This is a genomic window from Microcoleus sp. B3-D2 (assembly GCF_036705345.1).
Classification (GTDB): Bacteria; Cyanobacteriota; Cyanobacteriia; order Cyanobacteriales; family Microcoleaceae; genus Microcoleus.
This window is the reverse complement of record NZ_JAUBUG010000032.1, coordinates 1-14,832: the sequence shown is the minus strand read 5'-3', so window position 1 is coordinate 14,832 and position 14,832 is coordinate 1. Positions and strand designations below refer to the sequence as shown.

Sequence of the window (14,832 nt, the reverse complement as noted above, 5' to 3'; positions counted from 1 at the left end):
AATGCTTCATAAGTAATCAACACGCGATCGCTGCAGATATACTGTCTCTATTAAGCTTGCCAATTCGTCAGTGGCAATTAAGGCTACATTTTCGCCGTCAGAGCGGGTGATGATGGCATCGCGATCGCTTATGACTTGTTCGCACAGTTCATCAAGATTGGTCTGAGCTTCAGTATAAGTTACTTGGGTTTATGTGAGTGACATGGTTTTTGGCTTCCCAATACTTTGGACTTTCTTCGAATTGACAAGACTTAGCTTTTATAGTCACAATCATCTTTAAGAGGCACTATTATAGCTTTCCCATAGGAAAAAAATGACTGCACAACCATTATCCCTCCCCCAAGCAAACTTAAAAATGGCTCTCTGGGCTGAAAATGCTGCAAAAGGTTCGATCGCACATCAACGTCTATCTCTGTTCCAAAGCACTTAAAAATTTAATAAATTCGATCGGCACCACCACCCCAAACGCTGCAATCGGTAGAGTAGATATTAACCCAATTGCTGCAATCCCTTACTGTGCAAATTCTGCTCGATGTGCTCCATGTCCTTCATATCCTCACCCGCAACTATCCCGTAAATTTCCGTGTAGATTTTCCCGTATTTAACCTTCTCTAAAGCTGACAAGATTATCAAGTCCTTGCGATCGAGTTCGGGTTTCAGTGTGACAAGAATGGATTCCAAAGTTCCATCCATTCGCCAGTCACTGGAATATTTAGCCACCTCCTTTCCCAGCCCCAGTAAGGTATGGCGCTGCACACAAAGCGGAGTCGAGCCATTAACTCGGAAATTGGCATCAATGGCATACAACTGTCCCTCAGAGTCTTCCAGCACGTCGAAGCCAATAACGCCGAAATAACCCTGTTGGTGAGCATATTTACCAATAGCGGCAATCATCTCAAAAAACCTACTCATGTCGGTTTCGCGGTAGTGAATTAGTCCCCCTAAATAGCTGCCCTCTGGAGTGACAAGTTGGCTGGTAGTGCCGATAAGCGTGATATTTCCCGTTTTGCTTACATAGAACTGCACGCAATAGTTCTGCACTTCATTCTTGACGAATTCCGAGACAATAATCGTATCCAGCAACTTGATATCGAGATATTTCCTCACTTCCTGCAAGCAGTAGTTCAGATCGCTGGCGCTTTTGATAATATAAGTGCCTTCTCCAGAAAGTCCGTGGGATGTTTTAATCAAGTAGGGGAATTGCTCTGGTAACTGAATGCTTTCGAGATTGACTTCGTGCAGATTGTAGGTTTGGTATTTCGGACATTGCACCCCTAATTCTGCGAGCGTTGCTTTGCTGAGCAAGTGGTAGTGGATGTCGGGATGGACGGCGTGTTTTTCAGGTTTGAGATTGTCGAAGGGAAATAGAGTCAGGAGTTTGTCAAAGCGATCGCTTACGCTGAGATCTTCGAGATAAGTTGAGCAGTCTATCATCTCCATACTGCTGTAGCTGAAGCCAAAATGCTCCCGCCAATACTCCATCAGCGAGTTCGGCGGCTGATTAATCACAATCCCTGGGATGGCATCGCCTAACACAGCCAGATTTTTCCAAGGTTCCTTCTGACCAATCTTGTCGAAAGAAGTTTTGGTGGCTTCACTGCTGCCGTCTTGAATAAAGTATTTTTTTCTGTTGGGGTAAGCAGCCCAACTGGCAGTTGCAGGGTAATTGAGGATGAACGCATAACGTCCATCTGTGATGTCTGGAGCAAACAAATCGGAAAGAGAATTACCCTGAAAGTAAGGAAAGTCGTATGTTGAGTTCATAAGAAACCTTCAAGTCGAGTGTGAATTGAACTGTTTTGCCGGCCACTAAGTAGCTCGACCCAATTAAAAGTAGGGTGGGCAATGCCCGCCCTACAAATTGAAAAAATGTTTATTGATGTCCAGCTAGTTAATACCTAGGAAACAAGATATTAGTTGGGGAATTTTAACTCTCTCCAACTAGGGAGAATGCAACCTCAATAATTTCAATGATGGACGAGTTGTTTTTTCTTAGTGAACACAGCCACCTTGTCCATTTCTGAGGTTCTATAAGCACAAGCCATGTCCGTTGAATTATGCGCCCAGCCAACCCGCCCTTGAGGGTCAATGAGGATGCAACCAGCTTCTCCTGCCACCTTAGATGCCAGAGTCTCAATTGCCATCTTCGCTGCTTCGTCTGGGTGCTTGCCGGACGCTAGAATGTCGATCGCCATCTTAGCCAGAACTACTGGCATAATCGACTCACCATCGCCTGTCGTGGAGCAACCGCCGTGTTTATTTTCAGCAAACAAGCCTGAGCCGATAATGGCGCTGTCGCCGACGCGACCGGCGGGCTTATTCATAGTGCCGCCTGTTGAGGTACCGGCAACTAAGGTGCCGCTGCTGTCTAAAGCTACACAGCCAACGGTATTGGGGCGGTCAATAACTTCTTTTTCCTCCTCCCACTCTTCCTGTTGCTCATCCGCGATTAAGTCTTCTTTTGCAGACATCTCGGCTCCATTTTCTGCTGCAAAATGTTCTGCGTGATCCGCTACTAAGAACATGGGTTTTTTATCCATAATCTTTCGCGCCACCGAGATGGGATGGCGCACGCCTTGAACATTGGCGAGCGCTCCCCAAGCTAATGAACCGCCTTCCATCATCGCTGCGTCTAGCTCTACCTGTCCCTGGTTGTTGAGAACCGATCCAAAGCCTGCGTTAAATGTCTGGTCAGCTTCCAAAACCCGGATAGCTGCCTCAACAGCTTCTGCTGCTGTACCCCCCCTTGCCAGCACTTCCCAACCAGCTTCTGCAGCTGCGGTACAGCCTGCATTGTTGGCTGCAACCTTCTCTTCGGTGATGGTTTTTGCTCCACCGTGAACAATAATGCTTAGTACCATAAATTTCCTTTTTTTTATCTGAAGCTCTACTTAAAAATTCCTTATATCAATCAATTTATTATAAGCAATTTTTAAGTATTTTATTTGATGCTAGTTATATAGCCTAGCTGTGTTTAATTTAGGATTCGTCTATCTTCAGATATAATTATTTTTGTCGAGATTTGTACTCCTCCCGACCTAGCTATTTACGCATTATTAATATATATGTTGCTAAAGTTATGTCAATAGTTTGATCACATTTAGCTTCGAGTTAGTTAAGGAACTTGAAAGAGTTAGGGAATAAAGATGAGGTAAAACTTAAGGGGATGCACTACACCTTAACAGGCAAAATTGCTAAACGTGAAGAATGAGACTTTGAGAGAAAATAAGTGCGATCGGCCTTCACATCAGTCTGAGCCTTTCTGCTTACCCGCCAAAAACCGGGGCAGCCGCAACAAACTAGCCGTTTGACCCACATTCAGCCTTAGCAGCGGCACTCCCGTGCGATCGCTAATTCGGCGGTACTGTTATTGCTGTGCTAAAATCGCTACTTTTACTGTTAACAAAAGCTGCAATGTTTTTTTATTAAAACCGCAACTAAAGGCAGATAAACGCATCGGCAAATTACCATTAATTCGTTTACCTTACTTTCCTGAAAGTAAGGTTGATTCTTGGTTCAGTAACTTTGGCTGCTTTCGGGATTTGGTGTTGCCAAAAATGCTGGGTTTGTCCTTTCATCAGCAGGAAGCTTCCAGGAGTTAATTGAATTTCTAATTTCATTTCTTTTTGGTATTTGTGCCTGAGCATAAAACGACGAGTAGCCCCAAAACTTACAGAACCGATCGCTGGGTTTTCACCAAGTTCTGGTTCATCATCACTGTGCCAAGCTACGCTATCTTTGCCGTCGCGATATAAATTAAGCAACACGCTGTTAAACAATGTACCTGCTATTGCTTCTATTTTAGATTTGATTGTTATGAGTGTAGGTGTCCATAGATTAGGCTCCATTTTTATGTTGGAGTAAGTGTAAGATTTACCTGCATCTCCGTACCATGCGGTAAGTCGCGGTATAGCGACTTGCTTGCCAAAAAGCAGAGTCACCTCTTGCTTCCAATTAATAGTGCCGTACAATTCCGCAAATATCTGGGTGCTCTCATTGTTATTGAAGAAGTCGCGGTACATGATTACTTCGGCATCAGGCAGAGATAATTGCTGACCATGTTTCTGGCTTTCTGCTTTTGGCTCTTCCCACAATGAAAGTTGAGTATACATAAATCTGCTCGCTGATTACGTTTTACTGAAATTTATAAATATACATTTGTTGACACAAGCACTGCCCAGCTTTACCATTAATCATGTAAAGCTAATTTTAGCATTTTAACAAGACAAGGATAATTACTTTTCCCAAACTTAGAGCTAATGTTGCATACCGAATTGGGCGAAAAGTCTAGAATATGTTCCGGTATGTTTTTACACAGGGACATAAGTTTAGATAATGCCAGAAAAATTCGGTTACTGTTGCTTTTGCCTTCCTTGCCCGCGATCGCTGCTTTGATCGATCTTGACCTAATTCTAGTCCTCAATGAAGCGATCGGCCTTCACATCACTCTGAGGCTTTCTGCTTACCCGCCACAAACTCCCGCAGCCGCAACAAACTAGCGGTTTGCCCCAGATTCAGTGGCAGCATCGACACTTCCTCGAAGCGAGACTGCACTCAACCGTCGCCCCAATACCACTCGTGAAAAATGAAAATGAGATCCCCCTCCAACAATGTAGCGATCGAGCTTTGGGCTTTTATCATTAATCTAAATTGTGTAGCCGGTCTTTAATTTTTGTGCTGCGACTCATCAATGCAGACTGACAGCGTTCCCAATAAATTTTAGCAACGCGATCGCCCTGATTCTGACGCCAACACTCGGAAAACAGCCGCCCCGCCTCAGCTAACTTCCCTTCCAAGTAATTTGCCCTCGCTTCTGCAAACAATTCTAGCGTAGCTAACTTGCCCGCTTTAATTTCTGGCCCATCAGCATCAAACACCTCATAAACTGTTACTAATTCAGATTTTCCCTTGACTTTTACCGTATCGAGGGTGCGGATTGCGTAATCGGATGGATTTTCTAAACGCGAGTAAGTTGACTGGGTGATTAATAGCGACACCCCATAATTTTTCGTCAAACTTTCCACGCGAGAAGCTAAATTCACCGCATCAGAAATTACCGTCCCGTCCATGCGATTTTGACCGCCCACCGTTCCCAGCATCAAAGTTCCAGTATTGATGCCAATCCCAATCTGAATTGGCACATAGCCAGAATTAGCGCGATTTTGATTGTATTCTACGAGGCAGTCCAGCATGGCAATTCCCGCTTTCACAGCATTATCAGCTTCCCCACTAAACAGCGCCATAATCGCATCGCCAATATATTTATCAATAAACCCCTTATTTTCATTAATAACAGGTTCCATACGAGAAAGATAGGAATTGATAAATTTGAAATTATCCTCCGGTGTCATACTTTCCGAAAGCGTAGTAAAATCGCGAATATCGGAAAATAGCACCGACATTTCTAACTGCACTTGGTCGCCCAATTCCACATCAATAATGCTTGATTTTTCTAAAAACTGGAGGAACTGATTGGGGACGAAGCGCTCGTAAGCTTTGTTGAGTTGGAACAATTCATCTGTAAATCTGATTCGCTCAGTTTCGGCTTTTTTACGCTCCGTGATATCTTGAAAGGCTACAATTGCATAAGAAATGTTGTCCTTTTCATCATAGATGGGAGTACCCCAACCCTCTATCGGAATAATCTTGTTGCCTTGGTGAATTTCCATATCATCTACAGTGGCACTTTCGCCAATCAACGCCCGCGTAGTTGGCAATTCGGCCGAGGGATATTCCTCCTCTGTTCCAGCTTTATAGAGTTGATAAACCTCTGGTAGTTGCTCGCTGGTGACTTCAGGAATAACTCCTTTACCCAATAATTGAATAGCAAGGCGATTACTATAGTAAAAGTTGCCAGAAGCATCCAGCACTGACACCCCCACTGGGATTGCTTCTAAAAATTGAGCGAGTCTGTTCTCACTTTCGCGGACTTCTGTATAAAGCTTAGAATTTTGGATCGAGATCGCCGCTTGTCCAGATAACACTTTTAATAGTTCCACTCTTTCTGGCGTAAAAGATCCGGCTGTGAGATTGTTTTCTAGGTAAACAATACTAATGATTTGAGATTGGTTAATCAGCGGCACACATAAAATTGATTTGGGCTGATGCTTTTGGATGTAGGGGTCGTTGGTAAATTGTCCCTCTCGGGCAGCATCATCTAGTACCACGCTTTCTAGAGTGCGGGCAACATAATTGACAATCGCTTTGGAAAGTTCTTGACAGGTTTCAACTGAGATTGACTGCAACACGGTAACGGGATTGTCATCTATTTTCCCTTCAGCTTCAATTAACAGTTTTCCATGACTTGATAAAATTAGATATCCTCTTTCCGCTCCGGCACTTTCCATCAAAATTTTCATCAAGATCGACATTAGCTTATCTAGCATTATTTCACCGGAAATCGCTTGAGAAGCTTTCATTACTGTGGTGATATCTAAGTTGAAACCAGAACCAGTGGTCGTCACGGATGCAGTATTTTTAGTGTTTTTATTTGGCGATTGAAGAGGTATCAATAAGTTGGAATAGCGCGTTTCTAAATCCGTTACCTTAGCAGCTGCTCCCCATTGGATATAACAATAATACGCTTCAATTATGTAGATTTGAGCAAATTTTTCTTTACCCCATTCTAGATAAAATTTGGCTGCTAGTTCGTTAGCTAGTGCTTCTTCGTTGAGGAATTTATTTTCTTTGGCTCCAGAAATGGCGCGATCGTACATTTCAATCGCCTCGGCTTTATTACCCAATATCCGTTGCCGTTCAGCCTCAACTAAATACCATTTATGCAGATAATTCATCGGAGCATTTTGCGCCCATTGGTGTAGAGTGCTTTGATGAGTTTCCACAACGGCGAGAATTTCAGCTTGCTTGGCTTCTGGCTGGGTGGGGAAAAGTGCCAAGTTCGTCAGGGCTGCATAAAAATGGAAAATGGGAACAAGAACCAATCCCGATACTGCCATCAAATACTGTTTGGCTTGGGCAATATAGTCTAGGGCAGTCGTGTAATTCCCAAAGAAGTAGGCAAGCAGTAGTTTGTAGATGTAGATAAAAGCGAGCGCCGACAGGTCATTGGTCTGATGATGCTTAGGAATCATCACTGTTTCATCGTATGCAGTCCCTATTAGGCAATCCGACAGAATATGGGCTTGCCTCAAGTTCTTCGCTGTCTGCTGCGTAATATCCAAAAAAATCTGGGCAGAATATTGCTTCATTTGAGCCAAGGCAGCGCTGTAACTTAGTATTTCGGTTTCCCAAGTGTCTAGTTCTACCCCAGCGAAGAAATGAGAATAAAAGTAAGCGTTTATGCTGTAGCTAGCGTATAAAAAATCGCCAGTTTCGATGCCTGCCCTAAAGCCATCTTTCAGTATCGGTATCGTTGCTCTGAGAGATTCTTGGTGATGCTGAATAAAAGCCCCAAACAAAACCAGAATTAGAGACTTGAATTCCCGTACATTGAACCGATCTAGCAATGAGAGTGCCAATTGCCCAAAGTCATAGCCCGTTTTCGCCTCTCCCAAAAAGGCACACAGCACCATACCATGAATTGCATACCCCACCGGCGATGCGGGTGCATTCCCAAATTGGAGCGATAAACTCACCATAGTGGAGCTAAGTAGTGGCAGCAAACCCGGCATTGCCTGGAAAATTGCTGTATGTAACATCCCAGAAAGTTGCATAGCGGCCTGAGTTTGTGGATTTGTCCTTACAGGCAAGTCAACCAGTTCTTGAATTTGTCTACCCTGGAGTTGGCTGGCCAGGTTTTGTAGCGCTTTACTAATCAAAGCTTTGTCAAGTTCGGTGGGTAATTCAATCCCTAATTGCTTCAGTGCCTTTGTGCCCACTGCGATCGCCTCCGACATCTGACTTTGGGCTGCGTAACTAGCGATTTGAATTTCGTAAATTTTAACTTTGTCTAAAATCGTCTTAGCTTCTTGCAACACCAGTGCTGCCATCTGTTCCATGCCTTCACTGTCAGCATTCAAATAGGCGGCTTCGGCAGCAGCAACGTAAAGATTTAGGGTCAATTCATATTGAGTTTGCCAGCAGTTGGTCCTCAAGAGTTCAATCCCTGTTTGGAGATAGATCTTTGCTGCAGTGTAGGCGGTAGAGCTTCTGGCTTTCTGTCCGGCTTTTAAGTTAAGTTGTGCTAAGGCTTCCCGTTCGCTTGGTTGGGCGATCGCCTTAATTCCTAGATTCAAATGCCCAACAATATCAAACAGTTTTTCCTCTATTTGGCTCTCTGATAAATTTTGCAGGAGTAACTGTCCGATTTTGAGATGATTGGCTTGTTTTTGATAGTTGGGAATCAATGAATAAGCCGCTTGCTGGACGCGATCGTGCAGGAAGTTATAAATTGGGTTAGTAACAGACTGATTCGGGGATTGAACGTCTGTTTGAATTAAGCTATAGCCTTCTGTAATCTGTAAAATGAGTCCTTCTTGCAAAGCTTTCCACAATGCTGATGCCGTTTGTTCGGTTAATTTTTCGTGGACTATTGCCAATGTATCTAAATCAAACTGCGCTCCAATGCAAGCCGCCAACTTGAGAACATCCTGGCTTTCTCTGGGCAACTTCTGCAATTGCGCCGCCATAAACTCCACCACATCCGAGGCGTGGGTAAGTCTAGCTTGAGCAATATCGCACTGCCAATGCCGTACATTCCAGTCAAAAGTAATTTGACCATCTTCCTGCAACGCCTTCAGGAATTGAGTCGAGAAAAAGGGATTACCTTGGGTTTTTTGATAAACCAATTCTGTCAAAGGTTGAGATAAAGATAAACCGCAAATCAGCGTATCTGCTACCAACAGATTCATATCTGCTAAACTCAACGGTTCCAACGTAATAGTATTAACCACTGCCCCAGACTTAATAATCTCCTCCACTGTCAACATAAACGGATGAACAGGGGAGACTTCATTATCCCGATAAGCACCCAATACTAACAGATGCCCCCTATCCTCCATCAACAGTTGTAACAATTTCAGCGATGCCGAATCTGCCCACTGTAAATCATCCAAAAATATCACTAAGGGATGTTCGGCTTGGGTAAATACTTGTACAAATTTCTGCATCAGCAGATTGAAGCGATTTTGGGCGGCACTCCCCGACAGTTCTAGTGCAGGATCTTGAGCGCCAATGATGCGTTCTAATTCAGGAATTACGTCAATCAGCACTTGCCCACTCTCGCCTACTGCTGTCAGAACCCTGGTTTTCCATGTTTGTACCTGAGCATCACTTTCTGATAATAATTGCGCCATCAATTCCCGAAAAGCTTGCACAAATGCACTGAAAGGAGTATTGCGCCCAAATTGGTCGTATTTGCCTTTAATAAAATAGCCCCGTTGTCTGGCGATTGGCTTGTGGACTTCGTTCACTACTGCGGTTTTACCAATTCCAGAAAAGCCAGCCACCAGCATCATTTCGGCGCTACCTGTACTGACTCGTTCAAAGGCTGCTAATAGATTATCAACTTCACTTTCTCTGCCGTAGAGTTTTTCGGGAATCAGGAAACGGTCTGTAATATCCCGCGTTCCCAAGTCAAATTCTTCTATGCTATCGGTTTCTTGTAATTGAACCAGACACATTTCTAAATCCTGCTTTATTCCCAAGGCGGTTTGATAGCGGTTTTCCGCGTTTTTTGCCATCAATTTACTGACTATTTGAGATACAATTAGGGGAATTACTGGCTCGATTTCGTGGGGGGAAAGTGGCTGTCTGGCAATGTGGCAGTGAACCAACTCTAAAGCATCTTCTGTCTTAAAAGGCAGTTTTCCACTCAGCAATTCGTAGAAGGTGACGCCGAGCGAGTAAAAGTCAGTGCGGTAATCGAGAGTGCGATTCATTCTCCCCGTTTGTTCGGGTGAAATATAGGCTAATGTGCCTTCTAAAATGTTGGGGTTTTTCAGGGTTGGCGTTTCTCGCGTTAGCTGAGTGGAAATACCAAAGTCGATAATTTTTAATTGTTTCGTTTCCGGGTTGTAAACAATATTTGAGGGGTTAATATCTTTATGGATAATGTTTGCGCTGTGAATTTGCCCTAATGCTTCTGTGGTGGCGATCGCAATTTGCAAAAATTCCTCCAGAGTAAACTTTCGCTGCTGCATCCATATTTTCAAGGATTCGCCGCCAAAGTCCTCCACAAACATCACGAGGCTGTTTTGGTATTTTTGCAAGTCATATACTCGCACGACTCCCGCCTCTTTCAACTCTTGGGTGATGCGGTATTCGGTGCGGTAGCGCACCAATTCTTGAGGTGTGGGGTAGCTTTCTTTGAGAAGTTTGAGGATAAGCGGCTGGTTATCTGCTTCCCGAATGGCTCGGTAAACCAGAGAGTTGGCACTTTCATAGAGAAGTGTCTGGGCGGCAACGCCTGCAATAGAGAGCATATTGATTTTTAGGCTAAAAATTAAAGCTAACTCAAAACGCACCAGCTTTGTGTAGAGAATAGCGCGTTAGAAAGGCCAAAAAAAGGTTTGTTAACAAATGTTTAGTTTTTCGGGTAGCAGCCTGCAAATACTTTCTGGTTGCCCGGATTGCGATCGCCTAATTTGTATTGTGCACAACAGTCGATCGCACTTTTGCTTTGATTTTCAGCCCACCTTACGCAGCCTGGGGTTGCACACAGCATAATTACGCATAAAACTATATTTTTTAAGTAATAAATTAGGCATTGAAAAAGTTTTTTATCCGTCAATGTACGGTTTAAAGCTATAAATTATAGCTTTATTGCTGGATAAAAACAAGTAATAACCGATTCTGACAGTTGAGGGTGCAGAATGTGATTTTTAGGTAAAGCAACCGCCCTGATGGTGACGACCTTCTTAATAGCTAAGCCGGCGCCGCAATTGACCGCACTGATCAGCTAATACCTTAAAGTTATAATTGTCAGATACGTGATCTCTCTGCCAGCTAAAAGCTAATGAAACTAGCCTTCTTTTCTATACATGGTGCTGCAATGCTAGCGATCGCAGGCACTATTTTGAGTACAGCGGTGGGACAAGGACAACCCATTGTTCCCGCACCCGATCGCACTGGCACTACTGTCACGCCTGACAACGGCAACCGCTTGAATATTACAGGCGGTCAAACTTCTAGAGATGGAGCGAATCTTTTCCACAGTTTTCAAGAGTTTGGGCTTAGCGAAGGGCAGATTGCTAATTTTATGTCTACTCCCGCTATTCGCAACATTTTAGGACGGGTAGTAGGCGGCAATCCTTCTATTATTAACGGTTTAATTCAAGGAAGTGGCGGCAATTCTAACCTGTTTTTAATAAATCCCTCTGGTATTATATTTGGTTCTAATGCTAGCTTGAATATTCCGGCTGCCTTTACAGCTACTACTGCTACTAACATCGGTTTTGATTCCGGTTTTTTCAATGTTGCCGGAGCGAACGATTACAGTACGCTGATAGGAACTCCAAACACTTTTTACTTTAATCTCAGCCAACCGGGAAGTATCATCAATGCAGGTACTTTAGCAGTCATGCCGGGGCAAAGTATAAGTTTAATTGGCGGCACAGTTGTCAACACTGGTTCCCTCAATGCTCCCCAAGGTAATATTATTGTCGCTGCTGTTCCCGGTGAGAATGCTGTTAGGCTTAGTCAAGAAGGGCATTTATTAAGTTTAGAAATAGGGGCTTTTGACGGGGGATTATTGGCACAGAATGGGCAATTATCTCTGCCTTTGTCTCTTCCGCAATTGCTTGCGGGCGCAGGTAGGAACTCTGCTACTGGTATCTCCGTTAACGGTGCAGGAGAAGTGGTTTTGACGGGGGGTTTGAGGGTGGAAAGCGGGGATGCGGCGATCGCTAGTTCTACTGTTAATAGTCAGAATGCTACACTCTCGGCAGCACGTAATCTCACTTTGGTAGAAAGCCAGCTACTTACTGAGAATAACTTGTATCTGTTGGCAGGAGATACGGTGCGGGTGCGGGATGGAAATAACGCTTTCAGGGCGATCGCGGGCGGCAATCTTACTATACAAGGTAATCAAAATATTGATATCTTCGCGCTAAATTATCCTAACCCTGCATTCCAATCCGCAGGAGATATCACATTATTGAGCAATGGCAATGTTTCCGGTGATGCTCACTTCGCTGCAGGAGGTAATGTAAGTATTCTCACATTGTCTGGCAACGGTGGCAGTTTTTTGAGTTTGTACGACCCGATTATTAGCTCCGAGGGAGATGTGAGATTTGGCGATTATACTGGAACCTCACTTAAGGTAGAAGCAAAAGGCGCGATCGCGGCGGGAGATATTACTATCACTGGGCCAGATACTACTTTGTCAAATTCTGCCGATCCAGATGCGGCGGTGCTTTCAGGTAGTGCAGCTTTAATTCTGCGATCGGGCGTTTCGACTTTGGCGAATGCTGCGAATCTGCCGCCGAATGTCACCGCAGGGGAGACATTTTTTGCTTCACCGGGTGTTGCTTCGGGCAATAGCATCGGAGTGGGAGCGATTTCGACAGCAGGCGGGCCTGTGATTTTGGAATCAGCAGGGGACATTGCACTGGATGCGATCGCGACTTCTGGGGGTAATATTACTCTCAAAGCTGCCAGCGACATCGCCGTTACAGGCACTCTTCAGTCTACTGGCGGCAGTATTGACCTCACGGCTGGCAATCTTCTCACAGTCAGCGGCACTTTTACAGTAAGTAACGGTGTAAATGTGAGCATTTCCAGCGCTAATGGCACAAGTGGCGGCGCGATTATTATTCGCCACGCAGGGGGCACGACTACACCTTTTATTGTCGGCGATGCGACAACGAATGGGACGGCGGGAGCCATTACATCAGGTTCCCAGACAATTTCGCCACAGTTTGCAGTGCCAGTGCCGCCAAGCACTTACACTCAGGGCAATATTACGATCGTTACTTCCGCGCCATCTCCAACACCGGAACCGACACCAACGCCGGAACCGACACCGACACCGACGCCGGAACCGGAACCAACGCCATCTCCAACACCGGAACCGACACCGGAACCGACACCATCTCCAACACCGGAACCAACACCACAACCGACACCATCTCCAACCCCACAACCAACGCCGGAACCGACACCACAACCGACACCATCTCCAACCCCACAACCAACGCCGGAACCGACACCACAACCGACACCACCACCAACACCATCTCCAACATCACTACCAACACCATCTCCAACATCACCAACACCATCTCCAACACCGGAACCCGCGCCATCTCCAATATCAGAACAAACGACATTACCGGATATTTCAATTACCAATGCGATCGCTCAATCTGACAACCTGAGTATCATTAATAGAATTGAATCTCTTTTTAACTACAGATCCGATTGGGTAAGCGAAGTTGTCCAAACGGCATCGCCTCTAAATATAGTTAGCCCCAGCGATATCACACGACTGATCGATAAAGGCGATATCCCACAAGCCAGTTTCTTTATCGATATCTTCTATAGCGAAAAAGTGGGGTCATACATTAACCAGGAAACTAGGCGCGATTTGCAATCTTTTACGGCCATACAGCAAAGAACTAGAATCATCGCCAGCCAAACTGGTAAAAAACCAGCCATTATCTACGCCTTATCCCGCCCTGAACAATTAGACCTGATTATAGTCCCCCCTAGCGGCATCCCTATTCATAAAGCCATCCCCGCCGCCCGGCGCGAAGCTTTGATGCAAGTCGTCGCCAATTTGAGGTCTGAACTCCTTAATCTCAGAAACATCAATACTGAGAGCTATTTGCCAGCATCCCAACAACTTTACCAGTGGATGATTGCGCCCTTGGAAGCTGATTTGAAAGCTGAGGGCATCGATACGCTAGTTTTTAGTATGGATGCGGGGTTGCGATTGCTCCCCTTAGCCGCCCTCCATGACGGTTCCCAATTTCTAGTAGAAAAATACAGCATCGGACTCATTCCCAGCGTCAACTTAACCGATACTAGCTATGCAAGTGTTAAAAATGCTGAAGTTTTAGCAATGGGAGCCTCACAATTTACTAATAACCCACCCTTGCTAGCAGTGCCCGCAGAACTTAACGCTATTGCCTCCGAATGGAAAGGCAAATCCTTCCTCAACCAAACCTTTACTCTCAACAATCTTAGGTCACAGCGCCAAGAGAGACCCTATCGGATTATTCACCTCGCCACTCACGGATACTTTAAGCCAGGAGCACCGAGCAATTCTTACATTCAGTTATCAGATAGCAGGTTAACACTCGATCGCGTGCGCCAGCTAGGATGGAATCAGCCACCTAAAGTTGAGCTATTGGTGTTGAGCGCTTGCAAAACTGCTGTGGGTGATGATGGCACCGAATTAGGTTTTGCGGGGTTAGCTGTGCAAGCAGGGGTGAAGTCAGTTTTAGCCACCCTTTGGAACGTCAGCGATGAAGGTACTTTAGGGTTAATGGCTGAATTTTACCATCAGTTGAAGGTCGCGCCGATTAAAGCGGAAGCGTTGCGGCAGGCTCAAATTGCTATGATCAAAGGTCAAGTTCGCATTCAAAATGGCCGTTTAATTTTGTCTAACTCAAATAAGAAGTTAGAATTGCCGCCAGAATTAGCTACACTGACTAATGAAAACCTCTCCCATCCTTATTATTGGTCGGGCTTTACAATGATTGGGAGTCCTTGGTAATGTCATTGCGAGGAACAAAGCAATCGTAATACCAATTTAATGTGAAGTTGCACATATCTCGATCCCCCTAAATCCCCCTGGTTGTTGCGGAGTAGGGGTTGACTTTGATAAGACTCTTATCCCCCCCTTCTTAAGGCTATGCCTTACTCACATCTTTCTTAACAAAGGCGCTCCGGCCCCGCCCGGAGCGACCTCCGGGCGATGGCTCCCTT

At 44.9% G+C, this 14,832-nt stretch carries 6 protein-coding genes and 1 pseudogene; 2 read left to right on the top strand and 5 right to left on the bottom strand.

Going from position 1 to position 14,832, the window contains the following annotated elements; all coding sequences use genetic code 11:
• Window positions 1–6 precede the first annotated feature (6 nt).
• The 4 genes and pseudogenes from QUB14_RS13980 to QUB14_RS13965 form a co-directional block, all read right to left on the bottom strand.
• Window positions 7–174: pseudogene (locus QUB14_RS13980) on the bottom strand (type II toxin-antitoxin system Phd/YefM family antitoxin); the annotation flags it as partial.
• 315 nt (window positions 175–489) lie between these two features.
• The gene (locus QUB14_RS13975) at window positions 490–1,764 is read right to left on the bottom strand and encodes a carbamoylphosphate synthase large subunit (RefSeq protein WP_333217575.1); all 1,275 of its coding nucleotides are present in this window, start codon (window positions 1,762–1,764) and stop codon (window positions 490–492) included.
• Between the two features lie 203 nt (window positions 1,765–1,967).
• Complete coding sequence (locus tag QUB14_RS13970) at window positions 1,968–2,861, bottom strand: isoaspartyl peptidase/L-asparaginase family protein (protein WP_333217574.1); 894 nt, start codon at window positions 2,859–2,861, stop codon at window positions 1,968–1,970.
• Window positions 2,862–3,479: 618 nt separating this feature from the next.
• Window positions 3,480–4,112 (bottom strand): alpha-ketoglutarate-dependent dioxygenase AlkB, encoded by a 633-nt coding sequence (locus QUB14_RS13965; RefSeq protein ID WP_333217573.1) that lies wholly within the window; start codon window positions 4,110–4,112, stop codon window positions 3,480–3,482.
• Between the two features lie 192 nt (window positions 4,113–4,304).
• Here QUB14_RS13965 and QUB14_RS13960 point away from each other — a divergent pair, with 192 nt between their 5' ends.
• A complete protein-coding gene (locus tag QUB14_RS13960; protein ID WP_333217609.1) occupies window positions 4,305–4,499 on the top strand; it encodes a hypothetical protein in 195 nt (64 codons plus the stop codon).
• A gap of 141 nt (window positions 4,500–4,640) precedes the next feature.
• On the opposite strand, the gene QUB14_RS13955 is transcribed toward QUB14_RS13960, so the two are convergent.
• Window positions 4,641–10,382, bottom strand: coding sequence for an AAA family ATPase (locus QUB14_RS13955; RefSeq protein WP_333217572.1), 5,742 nt, complete (start codon window positions 10,380–10,382; stop codon window positions 4,641–4,643).
• A 569-nt stretch (window positions 10,383–10,951) separates the two neighbouring features.
• Between QUB14_RS13955 and QUB14_RS13950 the strand changes: the two genes are divergently transcribed.
• A complete protein-coding gene (locus tag QUB14_RS13950; RefSeq protein WP_445251842.1) occupies window positions 10,952–14,620 on the top strand; it encodes a CHAT domain-containing protein in 3,669 nt (1,222 codons plus the stop codon).
• Window positions 14,621–14,832: the final 212 nt, after the last annotated feature.

What these genes read in the sequence shown, in the direction of transcription:
- QUB14_RS13975 (WP_333217575.1), bottom strand. Translation starts at nt 1,764, where the DNA reads ATGAACTCAACATACGACTTTCCTTACTTTCAGGGTAATTCTCTTTCC.
- QUB14_RS13965 (WP_333217573.1), bottom strand. Translation starts at nt 4,112, where the DNA reads ATGTATACTCAACTTTCATTGTGGGAAGAGCCAAAAGCAGAAAGCCAG.
- QUB14_RS13960 (WP_333217609.1), top strand. Translation starts at nt 4,305, where the DNA reads ATGTTTTTACACAGGGACATAAGTTTAGATAATGCCAGAAAAATTCGG.
- QUB14_RS13955 (WP_333217572.1), bottom strand. Translation starts at nt 10,382, where the DNA reads ATGCTCTCTATTGCAGGCGTTGCCGCCCAGACACTTCTCTATGAAAGT.
- QUB14_RS13970 (WP_333217574.1), bottom strand. Translation starts at nt 2,861, where the DNA reads ATGGTACTAAGCATTATTGTTCACGGTGGAGCAAAAACCATCACCGAA.
- QUB14_RS13950 (WP_445251842.1), top strand. Translation starts at nt 10,952, where the DNA reads ATGCTAGCGATCGCAGGCACTATTTTGAGTACAGCGGTGGGACAAGGA.